We start from the raw sequence: 23833 nt of genomic DNA, 5'->3' as shown, positions 1-23833 counted from the left end.
ATAGGGCCAAACAACACTGCCTTACTAACTCCTTCTGGGCTTCGATCATCTGAAGCAACTCGCTGTCGAAACCTACATAACTCTTTGTTTACCAAGGAGTTTTCCGTTTCGACTGCGCCGGAAGTGGGGCGAATTATAGACTTCCAGAATCTGCCGTCAACCCTTAATTCAGCTTTTCTATCAAATAGGCATTTCTGGCTAAAAACCGACCAACTTCCCTCTATATAGAGAGCCTCAACAACCCTCTATATAGAAGAGAAGCTTCAGATGACCCCGGCCTCCCTCAAAGCCGACACATTCGCTGGCGTCAAACCCAGCACTTGCTGCAGCACCTGATGGGTATGCTCACCCAACAGCGGAGGTGCGCTGCGGTATTCAACAGGCGTCTTGGACAGGCGCATAGGACTTGCCACCTGGGGCACAGTACCAGCCAACGCATGAGGCAACTGCATCGCCAACCCGCGCGCTTTTACCTGAGGATCGGCAAACACCTGCGCCAGGTCATTGATCGGGCCGCAAGGCACACCTACTCGCTCCAGCTGAGCTACCCATTCAGCCGTGCTCTTGAACACGGTAGCCTGACGGATCAACGGAATCAGCACCGCCCTGTTGGCCACTCGCAGCTTATTAGTTGCAAACCTAGGATCATCCGCCCACTGGGGCTGCCCAGCCACTTCGGCAAATTTGCGGAACTGCCCATCATTACCCACAGTAAGAATGAAATCGCCATCCGCCGTAGGAAAATCCTGATAGGGAACGATATTCGGATGAGCGTTACCCAGACGCTTTGGAGAGACGCCCGTCGTCAGGTAGTTCATCGCCTGATTAGCCAGACAAGCCACCTGCACATCCAGCAACGCCATATCGATATGCTGGCCGCCACCATCATGATCCCGGTGAGCCATGGCCGCCAGGATCGCAACTGTCGAGTAAAGCCCCGTAAGAATATCCGTCAGCGCCACGCCAACCTTAACCGGCCCGGCGCCGTCTTCACCCTCCGGGCGGCCAGTCAGGCTCATCAGCCCGCCAAGCCCCTGGATCATGAAGTCGTAGCCCGCCCGCGTCGCATAGGGCCCGGTCTGACCAAACCCGGTAATCGAGCAGTAGATCAACTCCGGATTGATCTCCTTGAGCGACTCATAGTCCAACCCATAGGCCGCCAAGCCGCCTACCTTGAAGTTCTCGATCAGAATGTCGGACTTCGCCGCCAGGTCACGCACCAGCTTCTGGCCCTCCGGCCGCGTGAAGTCGATCGTCACCGATTCCTTGTTGCGATTGGCAGACAGGTAATACGCCGCCTCAGTGGTGTTTTCCCCATACGCATCCTTGAGGAAGGGTGGCCCCCAGGCACGAGTGTCGTCGCCATTCCCGGGCCGCTCGACCTTGATCACTTCAGCGCCAAGGTCTGCAAGTATCTGCCCGGCCCAAGGGCCCGCCAGCACTCGCGACAAATCCAGTACCCGCAGGTGCGAAAGCGCGCCCATGGTCGTTCTCCTATTAATAGAACGCCTGAATACCGGTTTGCGCTCGCCCCAGGATCAATGCATGCACGTCGTGAGTACCCTCATAGGTATTCACCACTTCAAGGTTGACCAGGTGGCGGGCAATGCCGAACTCATCCGAGATGCCGTTACCACCGAGCATGTCACGCGCCATCCGGGCAATGTCGAGCGACTTGCCACACGAGTTACGCTTCATGATCGAGGTGATTTCCACAGCCGCAGTGCCCTCATCCTTCATACGACCCAACCGCAGGCACCCTTGCAACGCCAGGGTGATTTCAGTCTGCATGTCTGCAAGCTTCTTCTGGATCAGTTGAGTAGCCGCCAAAGGCCGCCCGAACTGCTGGCGATCAAGGGTGTACTGACGCGCGGTATGCCAGCAGAATTCCGCGGCCCCCAGGGCACCCCACGAGATCCCGTAGCGTGCCGAGTTAAGGCAAGTGAACGGTCCTTTCAGGCCACGCACATCCGGGAAGATGTTCTCTTCAGGAACAAACACGTTATCCATGACGATTTCACCGGTGATCGAGGCGCGCAATCCGACCTTGCCATGGATCGCCGGAGCACTCAGGCCTTTCCAACCCTTTTCCAGCACGAAGCCGCGAATGTCGCCCGCATCGTCCTTGCCCCACACCACGAACACATCCGCAATCGGGCTGTTGGTAATCCACATCTTGCTGCCAGTGAGGCTGTAGCCGCCATCCACTTTGCGCGCGCGGGTAATCATCGCGCCCGGGTCGGAACCATGGTTAGGCTCGGTCAGGCCAAAGCAGCCAATCCATTCGCCAGAGGCCAGCTTCGGCAGGTATTTCTGCTTTTGCGCTTCGGTACCGAATTCATTGATAGGCACCATCACCAGTGAGGACTGCACACTCATCATCGAACGGTAGCCAGAGTCCACACGCTCTACTTCACGAGCGATCAGGCCATAGCTGACGTAGTTCAATCCACTGCCACCGTACTGCTCTGGAATCATCGCCCCCAGCAGGCCGGTCTCACCCATTTCGCGGAAGATCGCAGGGTCAGTCTTTTCATGGCGGAAGGCTTCGAGAACACGGGGCGCCAGCTTGTCCTGGGCGAACTGTTCGGCACTGTCGCGCACCATGCGTTCTTCTTCGGTGAGCTGTGAATCCAGCAGCAGTGGATCGATCCAGTTGAAGCTTGCCTTACCGCCCATGAGTGAGTCCTCGCGAAGTAAATCAAAAGTCGTGCATGGAGCCTAGGCCGGGCAGGCGAGGAGGGCAAACGAGGATTTTGCATAGCCTTGTGCTAATTTCTCACTCCGTAACATTCAAAAGCGGCATAGATGCTCTTTACTTGTGAGGTCACAGTACATGCGCAGAAAAATTCCCAGCACCACGGCGCTGGTCAGTTTCGAGGCTGCAGCCCGCCACGAGAGCTTTACCAAGGCGGCACAGGAGCTTTCGATCACCCAGGGCGCAATCTGCCGACAAATCGCCAGTCTTGAGGAGTTTTTAAGTGTCGAGCTGTTTCGACGCTCGCGCCGGGGCGTGAAACTGACAGAAGCAGGGCTTTCCTACAGTCGCCGGGTGGCTACGCAACTTGACGCCGTGGAACGCGACACCCTTTCGATCATGGGACAGCAGGGCACCAACGTTATTGAACTGGCGGTGGTCCCGACCTTCGGCACCCAATGGCTGATCCCACGCCTCAAGGACTTTCAGCACCAGCATCCCGAAGTCACCGTCAACCTGACCAACCGCACACGGCCTTTCCTGTTCGCCGATACCGAATTCGACGCGGCAATCTACTTTGGCGATGCCGACTGGTCCGGTACCGAATCCCACAAACTGATGGGAGAAAACCCGCTCCCGGTATGCAGCCCGCGCTTGCTGGGCGATCGCACGCACTTCACTGCACACGAAATCGCCGAACTGCCCCTGCTGCAACAAACCACTCGACCCTATGCCTGGCGCCAGTGGTTCAACGCGCAACAGCTGGACATACCCCGCGACATGACAGGCCCGCGTTACGAGCTATTCTCCATGTTGTCCCAGGCAGCCATGCACGATATGGGCATTGCACTGATACCGCCGTTCCTTATTCAAAGGGAACTGAGCGATGGGCACTTGGTGATTGCCAGCCCTCAGGTACTGGCGAGCTCAAAGGCTTACTACCTGATGATTCCCGAGAGAAAGGTCGAATCAGCTTCTCTGCATGCGTTCAGAGACTGGCTGATTGATCAGTCGCATCGTTACAACCCCAATATCTAAAGGGTTTTCGTCAATTTATTAACTTTGTAGTCAACAAAATAAAATACCTACATATGTATATATATGTCGCAATTTAGAAGACCGCATCTTTTGACCCTGAAATGGCCTTTAAGCCATGTAGGTATTGGCCTGTAGCCATAAAATTGCAGCGATGCCCAAGCATTCACGTCGGCGATGGAGAAGCGCTGATATTTCGGTAAAAACTCTTTAATCTCCTGTATTTAAATGACTTTAATCTATCCATTGCGACAATCGGTCACGGGGTGACTTGTAGTTAATTTTTCGTCACCCGTCATAATCTCTTGAAGGCCGTAAAGTTCGCCTGCAAAATGCCGCGCCCCGCTGTATTTCAGCGGGATCGTGCTGATCGGCCGCCCAGATTCGCCTGTCGTGGCGCACTGGCCTTTTACAAAAATCAAAGCAAAAAGATCATGCAGGAGATTTGACGTGCACATTGGTGTTCCTCTCGAAACCCAGACCGGTGAAACGCGGGTGGCTGCCACCCCGGAAACCATCAAGAAGCTGATCGGCCAGGGCCACAAGGTCACTGTGCAAAGCGGGGCAGGCATCAATGCCAGTGTCGTCGACAGTGCCTATGAAGCGGCAGGCGCAACCATTGGCAACGCCAGTGATGCATTCGGGGCCGAGTTGATCCTCAAGGTGGTCGCCCCCAATGACAGCGAACTGACGCTGATCAAAAGCGGCGCAGTGCTGGTGGGCATGCTCAATCCGTTCAGCAACGAAACCATCACTCGACTGGCCGAGCATGGCATCACGGCCTTTGCCCTTGAGGCCGCGCCGCGCACCTCCCGCGCGCAGAGCCTGGATGTGCTTTCTTCCCAGGCAAACATTGCCGGCTACAAGGCTGTACTGCTCGCCGCCCATCACTACCCACGCTTCATGCCAATGCTGATGACCGCCGCCGGTACGGTGAAAGCCGCTCGCGTGCTGATTCTTGGAGCTGGTGTAGCAGGGCTGCAGGCGATCGCTACCGCGAAACGCCTGGGTGCGGTCATCGAAGCGTCCGACGTGCGTCCGGCGGTAAAGGAACAGATCGAATCCCTGGGCGCCAAGTTCGTCGACGTGCCCTACGAAACTGATGAAGAACGTGAATGCGCGGTTGGCGTGGGCGGTTACGCGCGCCCAATGCCAACAAGCTGGATGCAGCGCCAGGCCCTGGCCGTGCATGAACGTGCCAAGCAAGCCGACATCGTCATCACCACCGCATTGATTCCGGGTCGCAAGGCACCGACCCTGCTCAGCGCCGAGACCGTCGCTCAGATGAAGCCAGGCTCGGTGGTCATCGACCTCGCCGCAGCCCAGGGCGGCAACTGCCCGCTGACCGTGGCAGACCAGGTGGTCGTGGAAAACGGTGTGACCATCTGCGGCCCGACCAACCTGGCCGGCGCCGTCGCCGCCGATGCCTCGGCGCTGTACGCACGCAACCTGCTGGACTTCCTGAAGCTGGTCTTCACCAAGGAAGGGCAGTTTGAAATCAACCTCGAAGACGACATCGTCGCCGCGTGCCTGATGTGCCGCGACGGCCAAGTCATCCGCAAAAACGCCTAAGCAGGGATTCAGACGATGGAAGAGCTTATTTCCCCCGGTATCTACAACCTGATCATCTTCGTGCTGGCGATTTATGTCGGTTATCACGTGGTCTGGAACGTCACCCCGGCCCTGCACACCCCGCTGATGGCCGTGACCAACGCAATTTCGGCGATCGTGATCGTCGGCGCCATGCTGGCAGCCGCACTCACCGTGACACCGCTGGGCAAGACCATGGGCACCCTGGCCGTAGCCCTCGCAGCGGTCAACGTGTTCGGTGGATTCCTGGTTACCCGCAGGATGCTTGAGATGTTCAAGAAGAAAGCCCCGAAAGCAAAAGAAGAGGCGCCATCGTCATGAGCATGAATCTGGTCACGACGCTCTACCTGATCGCGTCGATCTGCTTTATCCAGGCCCTTAAAGGCCTGTCACACCCGACGACGTCCCGGCGCGGCAACCTGTTCGGCATGCTCGGCATGGCGCTGGCGGTGCTCACCACCGTGGGTCTCATCTATAAGCTCGGCGCCGAGCTGGCCACTGCCGGCATTGGCTACGTCATCGTTGGCCTGCTGGTCGGCGGCACCGCCGGCTCGATCATGGCCAAGCGCGTGGAAATGACCAAGATGCCGGAGCTGGTGGCGTTCATGCACAGCATGATCGGCCTGGCTGCAGTGTTTATCGCCATCGCCGCAGTCGTGGAACCACAGTCGCTGGGTATCGTGAAACACCTGGGGGATTCGATCCCCGCCGGTAACCGCCTGGAGTTGTTCCTCGGTGCAGCCATCGGTGCAATTACGTTCTCCGGCTCGGTCATCGCCTTCGGCAAGCTGTCGGGTAAGTACAAGTTCCGCCTGTTTCAGGGCGCACCAGTACAGTTCGGCGGTCAGCACAAGCTGAACCTGGTGCTGGGGCTGTTGACGCAGGGCCTGGGCCTGGCCTTCATGTTCACCGGCAACCTCAGCGCCTTCGCATTGATGCTGGCCCTGGCGTTCGTGCTGGGCGTGCTGATCATTATCCCGATTGGCGGCGCCGACATGCCGGTGGTCGTCTCGATGCTCAACAGCTACTCCGGCTGGGCTGCGGCGGGGATCGGCTTCTCGCTGAACAACTCGATGCTGATCATCGCCGGTTCGCTGGTGGGTTCAAGCGGTGCGATCCTGTCGTACATCATGTGCAAGGCGATGAACCGCTCCTTCTTTAATGTACTGCTCGGCGGTTTCGGCAACACGGCAGACGCCGCCGGCCCGGCCGGCTCGAAAGAAGCGCGCCCGGTGAAATCCGGCTCGGCTGACGATGCAACCTTCCTGCTGACCAACGCCGATACCGTAATCATCGTACCGGGCTACGGCCTGGCGGTGGCACGGGCACAACATGCGCTGAAAGAGCTGACCGAGAAGCTGACCCACCGCGGCGTGACCGTGAAGTACGCGATCCACCCGGTTGCAGGCCGTATGCCTGGTCACATGAACGTATTGCTGGCCGAGGCAGAAGTGCCTTACGACCAGGTGTTCGAGATGGAAGACATCAACTCCGAGTTCGGCCAGGCCGACGTGGTGCTGGTGCTAGGCGCCAACGACGTGGTCAACCCGGCCGCCAAGAACGATCCCAAGTCTCCCATCGCGGGCATGCCGATCCTCGAAGCGTTCAAGGCCAAGACCATCATCGTCAACAAGCGCTCGATGGCCAGCGGCTATGCCGGCCTGGACAACGAACTGTTCTACCTGGACAAGACCATGATGGTCTTCGGCGACGCCAAGAAGGTCATCGAAGACATGGTCAAGGCCGTCGAATAAACACTGCGCCAGCGCAATACCCAAAACCCTGGCCTTTAGTAGGCTGGGGTTTTTTATTGCCGGTAAAAACCGACAAAAGGCTCTAAATCGCTGCCTGGCATTCGACCATGGTAGCGGGACGAAATTTTTTGAAATCACTAGACTGCGCATCTTGCTTCCGTAGCCCGAGATAACAATCCATGTACCGTGATCGTATCCGCTTGCCTTCGTTGTTGAACAAGGTCATGAGCGCGGCTGACGCTGCCGCACTGATCCAGGACGGCATGACCGTCGGCATGAGCGGCTTCACCCGCGCCGGTGAGGCCAAGGCCGTGCCCCACGCCTTGGCCGAACGCGCCAAGACATCACCGCTGAAAATTACCCTGATGACCGGCGCCAGCCTGGGCAACGACCTGGACAAGCAACTGACCGAAGCCGGTGTACTGTCGCGACGCATGCCATTCCAGGTAGATAGCACCCTGCGCAAGGCGATCAACGCCGGCGAGGTGATGTTTATCGACCAGCATTTGTCGGAAACCGTCGAGCAGCTGCGCAACAATCAGCTCAAGCTACCGGACATCGCGGTGATCGAAGCCGTAGCGATCACCGAGCAAGGCCACATTGTGCCAACCACTTCCGTGGGCAACTCCGCCAGTTTCGCGATTTTCGCCAAGCAGGTGATCGTCGAGATCAACATGGCGCATAACCCGAACCTGGAAGGCCTGCACGACATCTATATCCCGAGCTATCGCCCGACCCGCACGCCAATTCCGCTGGTGGCCGTGGACGACCGTATCGGCAGCACCGCGATTCCGATTCCGCCAGAGAAGATCGTCGCGATCGTCATCACCAATCAGGCGGATTCGGCCTCCACCGTGACGCCGCCCGACAGCGACACCCAGTCGATCGCCAATCACCTGATCAACTTCCTTAAAGAAGAAGTCGACGCCGGACGCATGACCAACAAGCTCGGCCCACTGCAGGCAGGCATCGGCAACATTGCCAATGCGGTGATGTGCGGTTTGATCGAGTCGCCCTTCGAAGACCTGACGATGTATTCGGAAGTCCTCCAGGATTCCACATTCGACCTGATCGACGCAGGCAAGCTGAGCTTTGCCTCAGGCAGTTCGATCACATTGTCGGAACGGCGCAACGCCGACGTGTTCGGCAACCTGGAGCGCTACAAAGACAAATTGGTGCTGCGGCCCCAGGAAATCTCCAATCACCCGGAAGTGGTGCGGCGCCTGGGCATCATCGGCATTAACACTGCGCTGGAGTTCGACATCTATGGCAACGTCAACTCCACCCACGTCTGCGGCACCCGGATGATGAACGGAATTGGCGGCTCGGGCGACTTTGCGCGCAACGCGCACCTGGCGATCTTTGTCACCAAGTCGATTGCCAAGGCCGGCGCGATTTCCAGCGTGGTGCCAATGGTCAGCCATGTGGACCATACCGAGCATGACGTCGACATCCTCGTGACCGAGGTCGGCCTGGCGGACCTGCGGGGCCTGGCGCCGCGGGAGCGGGCTCGGGTCATCATCGACAACTGTGTGCACCCGGCGTACCGCGATGCCCTGAACACCTACTTCACCCAAGCCTGTGTGCTGGGCGGGCACACCCCGCATATCCTGCGAGAAGCACTGAGTTGGCACATCAACCTGGAAGAAACCGGGCATATGCTGAAGGCGTGATTGATACAGATTCGGGCTGATGCAAACACAGTTTCATCAGCCCGAGCTTCCGAGCCCAACTTTTATAAAAAACTGTACTGCTGTACCGGTGATTTCCTACCGAAACATCCTACCTCGAACTCCATAAACGCCTAAAACGCACCATAAAAGTGCCGACAGGTACAGTTGCCCCAATTTCGTACAGTACAGCCCCTATAAACAGTTAACTGGCCCCTCACAATACAGGTGAACTGTATCTAGAGAGTCTTGCGCGGGAGGAGGATCATTGGCACCAGTTAAACCACTACCTAATCCCGCCACAAGCGGAAGGATGTCATCATGGAACGTACACTCAGTTCCGATCTGTTCTTCGAAGAAAAAGCTGTAAACACCCAGGCTTCCCTGCCTCTGCGCGTTCTCGCCAACCTGATGTTGTGGCAGCGCCGCATCTCCAGCCGCCATCAACTGGCTCGTCTGGATTCGCGTCTGCTGGCTGACGCCGGTATCAGCGAAGCACAACGCTACGAAGAGCTGAGCAAGCCGTTCTGGCGCTAATTAGCGTCCGCTGGCCCTGACCCACCGGGTCCACCGCCAGCACTCCGAATTGTTAAAGCAGAACCCGCCCCGGGTAACCGGCGGCGGGTTCTGCTGTTTCTGGGGTTTGGATTTTCAATGGCGAAAACAGTCGGCTTTCTACAGACCGATACAGTTTAAAAAACATAACAATTAAGCAGTACAATTTAACCCGCGTGTATCTGTACCGGTAGCACCCTCCAGCCCAAGATGGTGTTCCAGGACCTCATGAAAGGCGCGCGTCATGAATACCAAAAACCAGCAACACCCTCGGTTGATACAGCTACTCAAGCGCACCGCTGCAGCACTCGTCTGCTGGGGGCAACGGGCCCGCACACGCAGGCTGCTGGCTCAAATGGATCCGCGGGAATTGTCCGATGCGGGTATCAGTCACGGCGACCGGGCATCTGAGCTGGCCAAATCGTTCTGGCGCGAGTAATCACCGCAGGAAGCTATCCGAACAGATAAGCGGCGGCTAATATCCGGCTACCACGTGGCGAACCCTGTAGAACGGGCGTCTGATGCCCATGGTCTCGCTGCTCAAGCAGTAGCTTTGTGCCACCCTTTCGTTCATTTACAGGAGTCACCCCATGTCCCGTCTTCATCTGCTGAGCGCTGCAGCCCTGCTGGCCCTGGCTGCCAATGCCAACGCCTCCAGCCTGATCGTGACCACGGATTCGATCGTCGGCGCACTGAAAGCCACCTCAGACGCCACCTCCGATGCCACTTCCTCCCTGCGTGACAACAAGGTCGTACGTGCCGCCCGTGACGACGCCGCCAGCTTCGTTGCCAGCGAAGGCGCCATCCGTGGCGTAAAACTGGAAAGCGCCCTGGCCCAGATCCGCCAACAGGCTCCACAACTGAATACCGCGACTGACGCGCAGCTGGCCCAGGCGATCCTGGCCATCTGACCGCAGGTGGGATAAAGGGGGCGCCAGGCGCTCCCCGAACCCTCCGCGCTGGCTCTCGCCCGGGCATTGCGCTAGCCTTGGCGCTCGTTTTCAGTTGTCGAGTCCCATGGCTTTTTCATACCGCCTGTTGATCGCTCCCGTAGTGTTTTGCACCTGCTGGTCCACGCAAGCTCCGGCCTTTGACCTGTCCACCCAGAGCCTCGTTGTCAGTGCGTATGCCACCAGCAAAGTGACCTCCGCACCGTTCGACCATAAACTGATACTGGCCGCCCAGGATGACGCTGCCGCTTTCATTGCCACTGACGGCCAATGGCGGGGAGCCCGACTGGAATCAGCGCTGGATTATCTGCGCCATACCCAGCCAAAACTTAACGCCAGTGACCTTGAACTGGCGCAAGCAATTCTCGTCCAATAATCATCTTTGTATTTCGGAGTCATTCCATGCGTAGCCCGCTGATCGCCGCCGCTCTCGGCCTGCTGTTGTTGGCCGGTGTTGCCCAGGCACAAACCCTGAAGGCCACCAGTAACATCATCGTCCGAGCCTCGGCCCGTACCATCGATTTCACCTCGGACACCACCACGTCCATCCGCGACTCCAAAGTCGTACGCGAAGCCCACGACGATGCCGCCAGTTTCGTCGCCAGCAATGGCGAGATTCGTGGCGCTCAACTGGAAGCCGCCTTCGACACCCTGCGAACCCGCGTGCCGGAAGCCCGCGACGCCAGCGACCAGGTTCTCGCCGAAGCTATCCTCTCTCTGTGAGGCGCGTTGCCGCCTGGCTACTGGCCGGCACCTTGCTGCTGGGCGCCAGCGCGGCTCAGGCCGCCCTGCAACTGCGGCTCAAGACCGATGGCTTGAGCCCGGCCCAGCAGCAGGCGAGCCAGGCATTGCTGGATGAAGCGATGCAGGCGTTGCCGCCGCGCTTCATCCAGCAACTGGACCGGACCATCGACGTCGGCTGGACCGACAAGATGCCCGAGAACGCCTACGGCCAGGCTTCGCTGGTGTCCGAACTGGACCTCAACAGCAACTTGCTGGAAAGCCTTACCGACGGCAGTGCCGCGACGCAAAAAACCAATCGCCCCCACGGCACCGTGCGCCGGGAAATGCTCGCCACCGTGCTGCATGAACTGACCCACATCTATGACCGTGCCCGCCTGTGGTCCAGCGCCGACCGCAAGCTGATCCAGCGTTGCAGCCGCCAGAACAACATCACCGGCCTGATCGGCCTGCCCGATCAATGCCGGGGCCAGAACGACCGCCGCTTTACCCTCAGCGATGACCCACGCCTGCTGGACCTCGCCGGGTGGCCGCAATACGTCGGCCGTCGCGGCGAACGTGAACAGAACAACCATCAGGTCGCCCGCAGCCCGGACATCTACGAAACCACCAGCCCGCTGGAATTCGTCGCCGTCAACATGGAGTACTTCCTCCTCGACCCGAGCTATGCCTGCCGCCGGCCTTCGCTGTACCGCTATTACAAGGAACACTTTGGCTGGGCGCCGCCCGCCAAGGACACCTGTGCCAAAACCTACGCCTTCCTCAACGCCGGCAACGACTTCGCCAAGACTCCACTGGGCCAGGTCGACCCCGAGCGGGTCTACGAAATCGACTACCTGCTGGCCGAAGCCAACCAGAACCTCGTGAGTCGCTGGGGCCACAGCATGCTGCGCCTGGTGATCTGCGCCCCCGGCCGGCCACGGGGCCCGGACTGCCGCCTGGACCTGGACCAGCACCTGGTGTTGTCCTACCGCGCGTTTGTCGGTGACGTACAACTGTCGAGCTGGGACGGCCTGATCGGCAAATACCCGTCGCGGCTGTTCGTGCTGCCGCTGTCTCAGGTCATTGACGAGTACACCAAGACCGAGCTGCGCGGCCTGGCGTCGGTGCCGTTGAAGCTCACGCGCCAGGAGATCAACGACACCGTCGAACACGCCGCCGAAATGCACTGGAGCTACGACGGCAACTACTTCTTCATCTCCAACAACTGCGCAGTCGAGAGCCTGAAACTGTTACGCAGCGGCAGCGCCAACCCGCAGCTGACCGGCCTGGACAACATCACGCCCAATGGCCTGCTGGAAGTCCTCAAGGGCCGAGGCCTGGCCGATACCAGTGTGCTGGACGACAAAAAACGCGCGCTGCGCCTCGGCTATCACTTCGACTCCTTCCGCGAGCGCTACCAGGCGATGTTCGAGGTGTTGAAAAAGCGCCTGCCGATCAAACAGGCTGAAGTGGAGGATTGGTTGTCACTGAGTGCCGAAGAGCGCCGCCCATGGTTCGCCGAAGCCGACCTGCGCGCCAGCGCCGCCTTGTTGCTGCTGGAACAGGCGAGCTTCCGCAAGCAGCTCATGCTGGCCCAGGATGAAGTCAAGCAACGCTACCTTGGCGCCCGCGAGCTGAAGAACGGCGGCATGGAAAAGGCCAACGCGACGTTGCAGCAGATCCTCGCCAACAGTGGCTTCCTCAGTCGCCCGGCAGAGCTGCTGGGCACCAGCGGTTACGGCTTGCCACAACCAACAGAATCCAAACGCCTGGAATCAGAAAGCGCCGCGCGCCAGAAGCAGTTGCAGTCGCTGACCGGCGATCTGGACAAAGAGGTGAGGGCGCTGCTGGAACCGGCCCGCGCGGCGGAGATTGCCGCATGTGAAGCCAACCTCAAGCAGCTAGGCGAGCACTTGCGCGCACTGCACAAGGCCTCCGGCGGGTTCGAACTGCCCTAGAGCGCTTCTCCGGCTTCTTCCGGTAGTTGCTCATCCAGGTGTAACCACGGCAATCGGCTCTCTACCCAGATGTGCCGATCTGCCGGGGCCAGCTCCGGGTGATCCAGGGTTGCGATGGTCACATCGATACTCTCGGCACTCAGTTGCGTTACCAGCGCCAAATGCGCCCCACAGTTAGAACAGAAATACCGCACGCATGTCGGCGAAGATTCGTACTGCGCCGGCGTTCCCGCCACCCAGGCGAACGCGGAACGGGGCAGGGTGATCCAGGTCGTCACCAAGCCGCCGCTGACCCGTCGGCAAATCGAGCAGTGGCAGTGGGCAATATCCACCAACGCCCCGCTGAACTGATAACGCACCCGCCCGCAATGGCAGCCGCCTTGGTGTTGCTCATGCATGCTCTGTCTCCCACATCCTTATTTCACACAGGACCAGTCGTCCATTCAACGTAGCCCGTTTCTCAAGCGAAAGCTGGCTGAAAGCTTCCGGGACTAGGATCGCCCACCACTACCGGCAACAGACCGGTTGTTAACAACAACAATGGTGATTCCCGATGTCCGCCCGTACCCGCCTGTTTGCCCCGACTCCACCCGTACGCCTCGTGCCTTTCGTTCTGCGCTGACCCAACCGGTTCGCCATTCCCTAGCCGCGCTACGCCTGGAGTATTCCTATGCTGACTTTCCTTGGCTTTGCCATGGTCATCACGTTCATGTTCCTGATCATGACCAAGCGCCTGTCTGCGCTGATCGCCCTGATCATCGTACCGATCCTGTTCGCGCTGTTCGGCGGCTTTGCCCCGCAGATCGGCCCGATGATGCTCGCGGGCATCACCAAGCTTGCGCCGACCGGCGTAATGCTGATGTTTGCCATCCTCTATTTCGCCTTGATGATCGACTCCGGCCTGTTCGACCCGGCCGTGCGCAAGATCCTCAAGCTGGTCAAGGGCGACCCGCTGAAGGTCTCGGTCGGCACCGCCGTGCTGGCCCTGGTGGTATCACTGGACGGAGACGGCGCCACCACCTACATGATCTGCGTGGCCGCCATGCTGCCGCTGTACCAGCGCATCGGCATGAGCCCGCGGATCATGGCCGGCCTGATCATCCTCGCCGGTGGGGTGATGAACATGACCCCATGGGGTGGCCCGACCGCCCGCGCCGCCAGTGCATTGCACGTGGACCCATCGGATATTTTCGTACCGATGATTCCAGCCATGGCCGCCGGCGTCGTCGCCATCCTGGTGATTGCCTATATGTACGGCAAGCGCGAACGGGCACGCCTGGGCGAGTTGCACCTGCAAGGCGATGAAATCGACCACAGCGAAATCAGCGTCTCGCAATACCCGGACGCCCGCCGTCCGAAACTGATCTGGTTCAACGGCGCACTGACCTTCGCCCTGATGTGCACCTTGATCGCCGGCCTGTTGCCACTGCCAGTACTGTTCATGGTGGCCTTCAGTATCGCGATGATCGTCAACTACCCATGCCTGCAGATGCAGAAAGACCGGATCGCCGCCCATGCCGGCAGCGTCCTGGCAGTCACCGGCCTGATCTTCGCCGCCGGTATCTTCACCGGCATCCTGTCCGGTACCGGCATGGTCGATGCCATGTCCAAGAGCCTGCTGGCCGTCATCCCTGACGCGCTGGGGCCTTATCTGGCCGTGATCACCGCGCTGGTGAGCATGCCGTTTACCTTCTTCATGTCCAACGATGCCTTCTACTACGGCGTTCTGCCGGTACTGGCCGAAGCCGCCAGCCACTACGGCATCACTGCCGTGGAAATGGCCCGCGCCTCAATCGTTGGCCAGCCTGTGCACTTGTTGAGCCCACTGGTTCCATCGACCTACTTGCTGGTAGCCCTGGCGGGTATCGAATTTGGCGATCACCAGCGCTTCACCCTCAAGTGGGCGGTGCTGGTGTGCCTGTGCATAATGGTCGCCGCTTTGCTGATGGGGATTTTTCCGCTGTTCAGCACTCTATAATCGTACAACTCACTGCGCCGGCTCTTAAGGCTGGCGCGGTCTAACACTCGCTCAAAGGAATACACATGGAATGGCTGACCAATCCGGAAATCTGGATTGCCTTCTTCACCCTGACGGCCCTCGAGATCGTCCTGGGCATCGATAACATCATCATGATTTCGATCCTGGTCAGCCGCATGCCCAAGCACATGCAGGCGCGTACCCGGATCTTCGGCCTGGCGCTGGCGATGGTCACGCGGATCCTGTTGCTGCTGTCGATCACTTGGGTCATGCGCCTCACCGACGATCTGTTCGTGGTGTTCGGCCAAGGCATTTCCGGCCGCGACCTGATCCTGTTCTTCGGTGGCCTGTTCCTGCTGTGGAAAAGCTCCCAGGAGATGTACCACGCCCTGGAAGGTGAAGACGAAACCCACGACGAGCCGAAGGGCGCCGGTGGCAAGTTCATCTACACCATCATCCAGATCGCGATCATCGACATCGTGTTCTCCCTGGACTCGGTGATTACCGCCGTCGGTATGGTTTCCCACGTACCGGTGATGGTGGCCGCGATCATCGTCGCCGTACTCGTGATGATGCTGGCCGCTGGCACCATCAGCGATTTCATCGACAAACACCCGTCGCTGAAGATGCTGGCGCTGTCGTTCCTGCTGGTGGTAGGTACTGTGCTGATCGCCGAAGCCTTCGACGTTCACGTGCCAAAAGGCTACGTTTACTTCGCCATGGCGTTCTCCCTGGCGGTTGAAGCGGTGAACATCAAGATGCGTACCGCCATCGCGAAAAAGAAGAAACAGCAGGACCCTGTGAAACTGCGCAAGGACATTCCGGGTCAATAACCTGGACCCGCTGCTGAAAAAGGGGCCTTAGAGCCCCTTTTTTTCATCTGCAAAAAGCTGATTTCATGACAGTTTTGTTTCAATCCCGACTTTAGCTATGCGATGCTGGCGCCGAGCCCATTCGCCAACTACAGCTTAAGTACAAGACGTAGAACGGCACGCGGCACTATTCACTTGCTCCGATTGGAGCACGACTCAACACAGGGGGCCCAGCATGCTGACCCTGCTCAATCTGCTTTCCGCGGTAACCCTGCTGATCTGGGGCACGCACATCGTCCGTACCGGCATCCTGCGGGTCTACGGCTCCAACTTGCGCCAGGTCATCGGGCAGAACATGTCCAAGCGCTGGCTGGCGTTTATCGCCGGCATCCTGGTGACGGCCATGGTGCAAAGCAGCAACGCCACGGCGATGCTGGTGACTTCGTTTGTCGGCCAGGGCCTGATGGGCCTGATGCCCGCCCTGGCGACCATGCTCGGTGCCGATGTCGGTACCGCGCTGATGGCCCGGGTGCTGACCTTTGACCTGTCGTGGCTGTCGCCGCTGTTGATTTTCCTCGGGGTGATTTTCTTCCTGTCGCGCAAACAGACACGCGCCGGGCAGATGGGCCGTGTCGGGATCGGCCTCGGGCTGATCATCCTTGCGCTGCAACTGATCGTCGAAGCCGCGGGCCCGATCACCCACGCGCAGGGCGTCAAGGTCCTGTTCGCCTCGCTGACCGGCGACATCTTGCTCGATGCCCTGGTCGGCGCACTGTTCGCGATGATTTCCTACTCCAGCCTGGCCGCCGTCCTGCTGACCGCGACCCTCGCCGGTGCCGGCGTGATCGGCCTGCACGTGGCCATCGGCCTGGTGATCGGCGCCAACATCGGCAGCGGCGTGCTGGCCTTCCTCAGCACCAGCATGCAGAACGCCGCCGGGCGCCAGGTGGCCCTGGGCAGCCTGCTGTACAAGCTGATCGGCTTGCTGCTGATCATCCCGGTACTCGACCCGCTGGTCGGCTGGATGGATAACCTGGACTACAGCGCCCAAGGCATGGTGATCACCTTCCACCTGCTCTATAACGTTATTCGCTGCCTGATCCTGCTGCCCACCATCGGCCCGATGTCCCGCTTGTGCGCCTGGTTGCTCCCGGAACGCGAAGAGGTCAACGGCCTGGCCAAGCCGCGCCACCTGGACCTGGCAGCACTCGCCACCCCAAGCCTGGCACTGGCCAACGCCGCCCGCGAAACCCTGCGTCTGGGCGACCTGATCGACAACATGCTGACCTCGATGCTGGAGGTGCTGCGCGGCAAGCAAACCGCCATCACCCAGGAAATGCGCAGCCTGAGCGACGATGTCGAGGCGCTCTACAGCGCGATCAAGCTCTACCTCGCGCAAATGCCCCGGGAAGACCTCAGCGAACAGGACAGCCGACGCTGGGCCGAGATCATCGAACTGTCGATCAATCTGAAACTGGCCGGCGACCTGATCGAACGCATGCTGCGCAAGGTCCAGCAGCAAAAGACCTCCCAGCGCCGCTCATTCTCCGAAGTCGGCCTGGAAGAACTCGCGGGCCTGCAAACCCAATTGATCGCCAACCTGCGCCTGGGGCTCTCGGTGTTCCTCAGTGCCGACCCGGAAAGCGCCCGGCAACTGCTGCGGGAAAAGCGCCGCTTCCGCGCCCAGGAGCGTCGCCTGGCCCACGCCCACGTCAGCCGCTTGCAACGTAAAATCGTACAGAGCCTGGAGACCAGTTCCTTGCACCTGGAGCTGATTGCCGACATGAAGCGTCTCAACTCGCTGTTCTGCAGCAGCGCTTATGTGGTGCTGGAAACCACCGACACCGGCGCCCTCTCGGCGGACGATATTGCCGACATCACCCATTCGCCCTGAACGTACGACGGCGAGTGAAGTCAGTTAACAACGGACCTCACTCGCCAGGAAGCCTGTTATGCGTCGCCTGCTATTCGCCTGCCTGCTCATGGGTTCGGCACACACCTTTGCCTTTGACCGCCTGCAAGTCGAGGGCTACACCCTGCCCAACGGCCTGCAATTGCTGCTCAAGCCGGGCACCGAACGCGGCCACGTGGCAATCCGCCTGGTGGTGGGTGTGGGCCTGGATGACTTCAGTTGCGAAGACAAGGAACTGCCGCACCTGCTGGAGCATTTGCTGTTCAGCGGGATCGACGGTGGCGGCGAAGGTGAACTGGAAGAACGCATGCAAGCCCTCGGCGGCGACTGGAACGCCTACACCAGCAATGCCGACACCACTTTCGTCATCGAGGCTCCGGCGCAGAACCAGCGCAAGGTGCTCGACCTGCTGCTGGCCATCATCACCCGCACCCAACTGACCGACGCCAACATCAATGCCGCCAAACAGGTGGTGGAGCGCGAAGACGGCGGCCATTACTCACACCTGCAACGGCTGCTGGACCGCCAGGACCTCGGCCACAAGGCCAGCAGTCAGCTTGCCGTCGAACTGGGGCTCAAATGCGCCGAGCGGGCCGAAGTCGAGCACCTGACCCGCGACCAGTTGGAAAAGCTGCGCAAGGCCTGGTACGCCCCCAACAACATGACCCTGATCATCGTCGGCGACCTCGACAAGCTGCTGCCGGCCTATCTCGAACGCACCTACGGCGCACTGGATCCGGTTGACCCCAGCGAACATCGCCCGTTGCCGGAGATTCAACACGCCGCCGCCGTCCGCCGCGACCTGATCCACGGCTGGGTCGGTGACAACGCCAAGCTGCACTGGTTATTCCCCGAGCCGGTGCTGGACGACCAGTACGATGAAACCTTCGACCTGCTCAAGGACTACCTGGATTGGGCGCTGTATCGTCAATTGCGCTTGCAGCACGGCTTGTCCTATGGCCCATGGAGCGAGCGCGAAGTGCTGGGCGGTGTCGGCTTCATGAGCCTCAACGCCGACCTTGAACGCGACAACCTGCCGGAAGCCGAGCACGTGCTGGAAACCCTCAGGGCCCAGTTGCTCAAGGACGGCCTCGACCCGGCCACCTTCGCCCGCCTGCAACAAGCCGCCATTGCCCGCCAGGCGTGGGCCGTTCAAGGCAACAGCGCGTTGGCCGACTATTACTGGAGTGCCTCGGGCGACTACGCCAAAGGGCATTTCAGCGACCCGGCCAAGCGCATCAAGGCTGTAAGCCTGGAGCAAGCCAACCAGGCCATGCGCGAGTTGTTCAAGCAGAACGGCTACTGGCGCATCGAGAAACCGTTGTTCAGCTACGATAGCCTCAACTGGATCGCCGCAGGCGCACTGGGGCTGATTGCGATTGTGTTACTAGGCGTGTGGCGTTATCGCAAAGGGATTGCGTAATCGGGCCCCGAGAAAACGGCTAAAACGTTATTCTGTCTGGGATTTTTCCTACAAAGACTGTGAACTGCCGAATGCCTATCCTGACCCACACCATCCAGCGCATCCTCGAGCTGATGAAGCGCTACCCAGGGGTGATTGCACTCGGCGGTTTCATCTCGGGTGTGGGCAGCTTCATCCTGGTGGATCGCCAGCAAGGCATGGCCAGCTGGATCGCGATCATCATGCTGGTGAGCTGGTTATGGCTGATGCTCGAAAACAGCCTCACCCAGCTGTTCAGCAAAGTCTTCAAACGGGAAATCCCCGAACCGCTGCTGCGCTACGCCACGCAAATGATCCATCAGGAAAGCCTGTTTTTTGTGCTGCCGTTCTTTTTTGTCACCACCACCTGGAACAGCGGCCAGTCGATCTTTACCGGCCTGCTGGGCGCGGCGGCGTTGGTCTCCATCACCGACCCGCTGTACTACAAGTGGCTGGCGCCCAAGCGCTCGCTGTTTCTCGCACTGCACACCCTGACCCTGTTTGCGGCCCTGCTGACCGCGCTGCCGATCATCCTGCACCTGACCACCGCCGAGAGTTACAAACTGGCCCTCGGCGTGGCGATGGCGCTCTCTATCCCGAGCCTGGCCGTGAGCCTGCCGCTGCGTAGCATCAAGGGCTGGGCGATGCTGTTGGGGGTTACCGCAGCGATTGGTTGCGCCGGCTGGTTCCTGCGCACTTGGGTGCCGCCCGCGACGCTGTGGATGACCGAAGTGGCCATCAGCACCCAATTGCAGGACCGCACGCCCGGCGATGACCTGAAAGAAGTCAGCGCCGCCCAACTGCGCAGCAGCGGGCTGTATGCCTACACCGCGATCAACGCGCCGCGCGGCCTGGATGAGCGGATCTACCATGTGTGGAAATTCAACGGCAAGGAAGTCGACCGCATCGCCCTGGACATCCATGGTGGGCGCAAGGAAGGCTATCGGGCCTGGACCCACAAGCAGAACTTCCCCCCCGACTCGGTAGGACGCTGGCAGGTACGGGTGCTGACCGAAGATGGCCAAGTGATCGGCGTGTTGCGCTTCAAGGTGACTGACCCCGGTCAGGGCGCTACAACGCCAGACGCGCCAAAGTAGGCAGGATCGTGCTATTACGTAGGAATTCTGGAATAGCCAAACAAGCTCGGAGCTTATGACCAGTAGCACAACGGCCGGTGCAGCCCATCTGGACACGTCCACCCAGCCTCCATTGCTGAGGATTACAGGGGATTGGACGCTTGCCCACTATGCCAACCTGAAGAAGCTGTCGGAAAAGCTCGACGGCCAGTACGACGCTGGCGCATGTATCGACCTTAACGGCCTCGGCGCCCTGGACACGGCCGGCGCCTCGCTGCTGGTGGAATTGCTCGGCCCAGAGCGCATCGAACAGTCCGCCGAACAGACCGACTGCAGCCTCTCGACCGCCGACCGCGCGTTACTGAAAACCGTCTACCGCTCTCTGAACGACTTCTGTGTGCCGGTCAAGGAACCCGAAGAAGCCGCCGGCATCATGTTGCTGGCGCGCATCGGCGGCGCGGTCTACACCGTCTGGCAAGACGGCATGAAACTGCTGGGCTTTATCGGCCTGATCCTCGAAACCTTCGCCCGTGGCGTATTCCGGCCCAAGCGCTGGCGCGTGACGCCCATGGTTGCGCATATCGAACAAACCGGCCTCGACGCGGCCCCCATCGTGGCCTTGCTGACCTTCCTGGTGGGCGCAGTGGTGGCGTTTCTCGGTGCCACGGTGCTGGCCAGTTTTGGCGCGAGCATCTTCACCGTGGACCTGGTGGCGTTCTCCTTCCTGCGGGAGTTCGGCGTGTTGCTCACCGCGATCCTGATGGCCGGCCGCACTGCCAGTGCCTTCACCGCACAGATCGGCTCGATGAAGGCCAACGAAGAGATCGATGCGATCCGCACCCTGGGCCTCGACCCGATGGAGTTGCTGGTGCTGCCCCGCGTACTGGCGTTGCTGGTGGCGCTGCCGATGCTGACGTTCCTGGCAATGCTCTCGGGCATTATCGGCGGCGGTGTGGTGTGTGCCGTGGCCCTGGATATTTCGCCGGCAATGTTCCTGTCGCTGCTGCAATCGGACATTGGCGTGCAGCACTTCCTCGTCGGCATGGTCAAGGCGCCGATCTTCGCGTTCCTGATCGCGGCCATCGGCTGCCTCGAAGGTTTCAAGGTCAGCGGCAGCGCCGAGTCCGTCGGCGCCCACACCACCTCCAGTGTGGTGCAATCGATTTTCGTGGTGATCGTGCTGGATGCGGTCGCCGCACTGTTCTTCATGGAGATGGGCTGGTGAGTCGTTTACGCCGTGCGCCCACTGAGGCGGTGATCGAAGTCCGCGGGCTGTGCAACCGCTTTGGTTCGCAAAGCGTGCACGAGAACCTCGACCTGGACTTGTACAAGGGTGAAATCCTCGCCGTCGTCGGTGGCTCCGGCAGCGGCAAGTCGGTGCTGCTGCGCAGCATCATCGGTTTGCGCCAGCCCAGCGAAGGCCAGGTGCGGGTGTTCGGGCAGAACTTGCCGAGCCTGTCGGAACACGAGCGGTCGCTGGTGGAGCGGCGCTTCGGCGTGCTGTTCCAGAAGGGCGCGCTGTTTTCCTCGCTGACGGTCACCGAGAACGTTGCGTTGCCACTGATAGAGCATGCCGGCCTCAGCCGTCCCGATGCCGAGCACCTGGCGGCAGTGAAACTGGCGTTGGCCGGGCTGCCGCTGTCGGCCGCCGACAAATACCCCTCGTCACTCTCCGGCGGCATGATCAAGCGCGCGGCCCTGGCCCGTGCCCTGGCGCTGGACCCGGACATCCTGTTTCTCGACGAACCCACCGCCGGCCTCGACCCGATCGGCGCCGCCGCCTTCGATCAACTGATCCTGACCCTGCGCGATGCGCTGGGCCTGAGCGTGTTCCTGGTCACCCACGACCTCGACACGCTGTACACCATCACCGACCGTGTAGCGGTGCTGGCGCAGAAAAAGGTACTGGTGGCGGATGCCATCGATGTCGTCTCGGAAACCGACGACGCCTGGATTCACGAATACTTCCATGGCCCACGGGGGCCGCGCGGCATTGGATGCCGCTCAACTGCTCAACGAGGTATGACATGGAAACCCGAGCCCATCATGTGATGATCGGTCTGTTCAGCGTGATCGTCGTGGTCGGCGCCATGCTGTTTGGCCTGTGGCTGGCCAAGTCCAGCGTCGACAGCGCATTCCAGGATTACGAAGTGGTGTTCAACGAGGCGGTCAGTGGGCTGTCCCAAGGCAGTGCCGTGCAGTACAGCGGGATCAAGGTGGGCGACGTCACCAGCCTGCGCCTCGACCCTAAAGACCCGCGCCGGGTGCTGGCGCGCATCCGCCTGGCCGGGCAGACGCCGATCAAGGAAGACACCCAGGCCAAGCTGGCCCTGACCGGCATTACTGGCACCTCGATCATCCAGCTCAGCGGCGGTACGCCCCAAAGTCCTGAGCTCAAGGGCAAGGACGGCAACCTGCCGGAAATCATTGCGTCGCCATCGCCGATCGCGCGACTGCTGAACAACAGCAACGACCTGATGACCAGCATCAACTTGCTGCTGCACAACGCCAATCACATGTTCTCCCGGGAGAACGTCGACCGCCTCAGCAATACCCTGGACAACCTGCAACAGACCACCGGCGCGATTGCCGATCAGCGCGGCGACATCAAGGTGGTGATGCAGCAATTGATGCAGGTGAGCAAACAGGCCAGCGCCACCCTGGAGCAAACCACCGCGCTGATGCGCAACGCCAACGGTTTGCTCAACGACCAGGGCAAGCAGGTGTTTGGCAGCGCCGAGAAGGCCATGCAGTCACTTCAACAAAGCACGGCCACGATCGACACCTTGCTGACCAACAACAAGGATTCCCTGAACAGCGGCATGCAGGGTCTCAACGAACTGGCGCCAGCGGTGCGCGAGCTGCGCGAAACCCTGGGTTCGTTGCGCGCCATTTCCCGCCGCCTGGAAGCCAACCCCAGCGGTTACCTGCTGGGCAGCGACAAGAACAAGGAGTTCACGCCATGAAGCGTGCGTACCAAATGATCGCCCCCGTTGCGCTGGTATTGGTCAGTGCGTGTTCCATCCTGCCGAAGGCGGATCCCTCGGACGTGTACCGGTTGCCATCGGCGCAGGCCGCCACGCAGGCCAGCCCGGTGGCCTGGTCGCTGCGGGTGGCGAAGCCGCAGACCAGCGAATTCCTCGATAGCCCGCGGATTGCCGTGGTGCCTAATGGCGACCTGATCAGCAGCTATGCGAATTCCCGCTGGAGCGATCCAGCCCCCGTGCTGTTGCGTAACCGGTTGCTGGACGGGTTCCAGCGGGATGGGCGGGTGACGTTGCTCAGTACTGATGAGACCAATCTGCAGGCGGACTTTGAGTTGGGCGGGCAGTTGCAGGCGTTTCAGAGTGAGTATCGCGGCAGCGCAGTTGAAGTGGTGATACGGCTGGACGCACGGTTGGTGCGCGGCAGTGATCAACGGATTATTGCCAGCAAGCGGTTCGAGGTGAGGCAGCCGGTGGGGGATACCAAGGTGCCGGCGGTGGTGGCCGGGTTTGGTCAGGCTGGGGATGCGCTGAACAGGCAGGTGGTGGATTGGGCCGTCGGCCTGGGAAACCGCGCTTTTGTGGCGAGGGAGCTTGCTCCCGTTGGGCTGCGCAGCAGCCCCAAAACCAGTCAATGAGCTTCGACTGACACACCTGCGATAACTGACTGGGGCCGCTTCGCGGCCCAACGGGAGCA

At 60.3% G+C, this 23833-nt stretch carries 23 protein-coding genes; 20 read left to right on the top strand and 3 right to left on the bottom strand.

Features of this window, described 5'->3' with window-relative positions; all coding sequences use genetic code 11:
- Positions 1-263: 263 nt before the first annotated feature.
- Both QF039_RS30015 and QF039_RS30010 read right to left on the bottom strand, forming a co-directional pair.
- Complete coding sequence (locus QF039_RS30015) at positions 264-1484, bottom strand: CaiB/BaiF CoA-transferase family protein (RefSeq protein ID WP_003214741.1); 1221 nt, start codon at positions 1482-1484, stop codon at positions 264-266.
- Positions 1485-1497: 13 nt separating this feature from the next.
- Positions 1498-2679 carry an acyl-CoA dehydrogenase gene (locus QF039_RS30010; protein WP_010168706.1) on the bottom strand — a complete coding sequence of 394 codons (1182 nt, stop codon included), beginning with the start codon at positions 2677-2679 and terminating at the stop codon, positions 1498-1500.
- Between the two features lie 157 nt (positions 2680-2836).
- Here QF039_RS30010 and QF039_RS30005 point away from each other — a divergent pair, with 157 nt between their 5' ends.
- From QF039_RS30005 to QF039_RS29955, 11 genes are all read left to right on the top strand, one after another.
- Complete coding sequence (locus QF039_RS30005; protein ID WP_003214745.1) at positions 2837-3736, top strand: LysR family transcriptional regulator; 900 nt, start codon at positions 2837-2839, stop codon at positions 3734-3736.
- 447 nt (positions 3737-4183) lie between these two features.
- Positions 4184-5305, top strand: a complete 1122-nt coding sequence (locus QF039_RS30000; RefSeq protein WP_003214747.1) for a Re/Si-specific NAD(P)(+) transhydrogenase subunit alpha — start codon at positions 4184-4186, stop codon at positions 5303-5305.
- A gap of 15 nt (positions 5306-5320) precedes the next feature.
- A complete protein-coding gene (locus QF039_RS29995) occupies positions 5321-5644 on the top strand; it encodes an NAD(P) transhydrogenase subunit alpha (RefSeq protein ID WP_008439664.1) in 324 nt (107 codons plus the stop codon).
- Positions 5641-7077 carry an NAD(P)(+) transhydrogenase (Re/Si-specific) subunit beta gene (locus QF039_RS29990; RefSeq protein WP_307522139.1) on the top strand — a complete coding sequence of 479 codons (1437 nt, stop codon included), beginning with the start codon at positions 5641-5643 and terminating at the stop codon, positions 7075-7077. Before QF039_RS29995 ends, QF039_RS29990 begins: the two co-directional genes overlap by 4 nt.
- A 179-nt stretch (positions 7078-7256) precedes the next feature.
- A complete protein-coding gene (locus QF039_RS29985) occupies positions 7257-8750 on the top strand; it encodes an acetyl-CoA hydrolase/transferase family protein (protein WP_087694539.1) in 1494 nt (497 codons plus the stop codon).
- A 318-nt stretch (positions 8751-9068) separates the two neighbouring features.
- Positions 9069-9284: a DUF1127 domain-containing protein gene (locus QF039_RS29980; RefSeq protein WP_003214752.1), complete on the top strand. Its 216-nt coding sequence runs from the start codon at positions 9069-9071 to the stop codon at positions 9282-9284.
- Between the two features lie 262 nt (positions 9285-9546).
- Complete coding sequence (locus QF039_RS29975) at positions 9547-9741, top strand: DUF1127 domain-containing protein (RefSeq protein ID WP_307522138.1); 195 nt, start codon at positions 9547-9549, stop codon at positions 9739-9741.
- 151 nt (positions 9742-9892) lie between these two features.
- Positions 9893-10213: a DUF2388 domain-containing protein gene (locus tag QF039_RS29970; RefSeq protein ID WP_008439660.1), complete on the top strand. Its 321-nt coding sequence runs from the start codon at positions 9893-9895 to the stop codon at positions 10211-10213.
- A 106-nt stretch (positions 10214-10319) separates the two neighbouring features.
- Complete coding sequence (locus tag QF039_RS29965) at positions 10320-10628, top strand: DUF2388 domain-containing protein (RefSeq protein ID WP_008439654.1); 309 nt, start codon at positions 10320-10322, stop codon at positions 10626-10628.
- Between the two features lie 26 nt (positions 10629-10654).
- The gene (locus QF039_RS29960; protein ID WP_003214760.1) at positions 10655-10975 is read left to right on the top strand and encodes a DUF2388 domain-containing protein; all 321 of its coding nucleotides are present in this window, start codon (positions 10655-10657) and stop codon (positions 10973-10975) included.
- The gene (locus QF039_RS29955; protein WP_307522133.1) at positions 10972-12933 is read left to right on the top strand and encodes a DUF4105 domain-containing protein; all 1962 of its coding nucleotides are present in this window, start codon (positions 10972-10974) and stop codon (positions 12931-12933) included. Before QF039_RS29960 ends, QF039_RS29955 begins: the two co-directional genes overlap by 4 nt.
- On the opposite strand, the gene QF039_RS29950 is transcribed toward QF039_RS29955, so the two are convergent.
- Positions 12930-13331 carry a GFA family protein gene (locus QF039_RS29950; RefSeq protein ID WP_008439652.1) on the bottom strand — a complete coding sequence of 134 codons (402 nt, stop codon included), beginning with the start codon at positions 13329-13331 and terminating at the stop codon, positions 12930-12932. The two genes, QF039_RS29955 and QF039_RS29950, sit on opposite strands and share 4 nt — an antisense overlap.
- Before the next feature lie 272 nt (positions 13332-13603).
- Between QF039_RS29950 and QF039_RS29945 the strand changes: the two genes are divergently transcribed.
- The 9 genes from QF039_RS29945 to QF039_RS29905 all read left to right on the top strand — a co-directional run bounded on the left by QF039_RS29945 (position 13604) and on the right by QF039_RS29905 (position 23774).
- Positions 13604-14911, top strand: coding sequence for a CitMHS family transporter (locus QF039_RS29945; protein WP_003214766.1), 1308 nt, complete (start codon positions 13604-13606; stop codon positions 14909-14911).
- A gap of 65 nt (positions 14912-14976) precedes the next feature.
- Positions 14977-15744, top strand: a complete 768-nt coding sequence (locus tag QF039_RS29940) for a TerC family protein (protein WP_003214768.1) — start codon at positions 14977-14979, stop codon at positions 15742-15744.
- Between the two features lie 214 nt (positions 15745-15958).
- A complete protein-coding gene (locus QF039_RS29935; protein WP_003214770.1) occupies positions 15959-17617 on the top strand; it encodes a Na/Pi cotransporter family protein in 1659 nt (552 codons plus the stop codon).
- A gap of 58 nt (positions 17618-17675) precedes the next feature.
- A complete protein-coding gene (locus QF039_RS29930) occupies positions 17676-19058 on the top strand; it encodes a pitrilysin family protein (RefSeq protein ID WP_003214772.1) in 1383 nt (460 codons plus the stop codon).
- 71 nt (positions 19059-19129) lie between these two features.
- Positions 19130-20173 carry a DUF5924 family protein gene (locus QF039_RS29925; RefSeq protein WP_003214774.1) on the top strand — a complete coding sequence of 348 codons (1044 nt, stop codon included), beginning with the start codon at positions 19130-19132 and terminating at the stop codon, positions 20171-20173.
- Positions 20174-20228: 55 nt separating this feature from the next.
- Positions 20229-21377 (top strand): ABC transporter permease, encoded by a 1149-nt coding sequence (locus QF039_RS29920; RefSeq protein WP_307522128.1) that lies wholly within the window; start codon positions 20229-20231, stop codon positions 21375-21377.
- A complete protein-coding gene (locus tag QF039_RS29915; RefSeq protein ID WP_307522125.1) occupies positions 21374-22204 on the top strand; it encodes an ABC transporter ATP-binding protein in 831 nt (276 codons plus the stop codon). Before QF039_RS29920 ends, QF039_RS29915 begins: the two co-directional genes overlap by 4 nt.
- Positions 22180-23118 (top strand): MlaD family protein, encoded by a 939-nt coding sequence (locus QF039_RS29910; protein ID WP_008439646.1) that lies wholly within the window; start codon positions 22180-22182, stop codon positions 23116-23118. Before QF039_RS29915 ends, QF039_RS29910 begins: the two co-directional genes overlap by 25 nt.
- Positions 23115-23774, top strand: a complete 660-nt coding sequence (locus QF039_RS29905; protein WP_003214782.1) for an ABC-type transport auxiliary lipoprotein family protein — start codon at positions 23115-23117, stop codon at positions 23772-23774. Before QF039_RS29910 ends, QF039_RS29905 begins: the two co-directional genes overlap by 4 nt.
- Positions 23775-23833: the final 59 nt, after the last annotated feature.

Source organism: Pseudomonas sp. W2I6 (assembly GCF_030815935.1).
GTDB lineage: Bacteria > Pseudomonadota > Gammaproteobacteria > Pseudomonadales > Pseudomonadaceae > Aquipseudomonas.
The sequence above is the reverse complement of the archived record's forward strand: the minus strand, read 5'-3'. Positions and strand labels throughout refer to the sequence as shown.

Coding starts and splice junctions, on each gene's coding strand:
- QF039_RS29950 (WP_008439652.1), bottom strand. CDS start 13,331: ATGCATGAGCAACACCAAGGCGGCTGCCATTGCGGGCGGGTGCGTTAT.
- QF039_RS29935 (WP_003214770.1), top strand. CDS start 15,959: ATGCTGACCCTGCTCAATCTGCTTTCCGCGGTAACCCTGCTGATCTGG.
- QF039_RS29925 (WP_003214774.1), top strand. CDS start 19,130: ATGCCTATCCTGACCCACACCATCCAGCGCATCCTCGAGCTGATGAAG.
- QF039_RS29910 (WP_008439646.1), top strand. CDS start 22,180: ATGGAAACCCGAGCCCATCATGTGATGATCGGTCTGTTCAGCGTGATC.
- QF039_RS29945 (WP_003214766.1), top strand. CDS start 13,604: ATGCTGACTTTCCTTGGCTTTGCCATGGTCATCACGTTCATGTTCCTG.
- QF039_RS29980 (WP_003214752.1), top strand. CDS start 9,069: ATGGAACGTACACTCAGTTCCGATCTGTTCTTCGAAGAAAAAGCTGTA.
- QF039_RS30015 (WP_003214741.1), bottom strand. CDS start 1,484: ATGGGCGCGCTTTCGCACCTGCGGGTACTGGATTTGTCGCGAGTGCTG.
- QF039_RS29995 (WP_008439664.1), top strand. CDS start 5,321: ATGGAAGAGCTTATTTCCCCCGGTATCTACAACCTGATCATCTTCGTG.
- QF039_RS29985 (WP_087694539.1), top strand. CDS start 7,257: ATGTACCGTGATCGTATCCGCTTGCCTTCGTTGTTGAACAAGGTCATG.
- QF039_RS30005 (WP_003214745.1), top strand. CDS start 2,837: ATGCGCAGAAAAATTCCCAGCACCACGGCGCTGGTCAGTTTCGAGGCT.
- QF039_RS29930 (WP_003214772.1), top strand. CDS start 17,676: ATGCGTCGCCTGCTATTCGCCTGCCTGCTCATGGGTTCGGCACACACC.
- QF039_RS29940 (WP_003214768.1), top strand. CDS start 14,977: ATGGAATGGCTGACCAATCCGGAAATCTGGATTGCCTTCTTCACCCTG.
- QF039_RS29960 (WP_003214760.1), top strand. CDS start 10,655: ATGCGTAGCCCGCTGATCGCCGCCGCTCTCGGCCTGCTGTTGTTGGCC.
- QF039_RS30010 (WP_010168706.1), bottom strand. CDS start 2,679: ATGGGCGGTAAGGCAAGCTTCAACTGGATCGATCCACTGCTGCTGGAT.
- QF039_RS29905 (WP_003214782.1), top strand. CDS start 23,115: ATGAAGCGTGCGTACCAAATGATCGCCCCCGTTGCGCTGGTATTGGTC.
- QF039_RS29970 (WP_008439660.1), top strand. CDS start 9,893: ATGTCCCGTCTTCATCTGCTGAGCGCTGCAGCCCTGCTGGCCCTGGCT.
- QF039_RS29965 (WP_008439654.1), top strand. CDS start 10,320: ATGGCTTTTTCATACCGCCTGTTGATCGCTCCCGTAGTGTTTTGCACC.
- QF039_RS29920 (WP_307522128.1), top strand. CDS start 20,229: ATGACCAGTAGCACAACGGCCGGTGCAGCCCATCTGGACACGTCCACC.
- QF039_RS29990 (WP_307522139.1), top strand. CDS start 5,641: ATGAGCATGAATCTGGTCACGACGCTCTACCTGATCGCGTCGATCTGC.
- QF039_RS29975 (WP_307522138.1), top strand. CDS start 9,547: ATGAATACCAAAAACCAGCAACACCCTCGGTTGATACAGCTACTCAAG.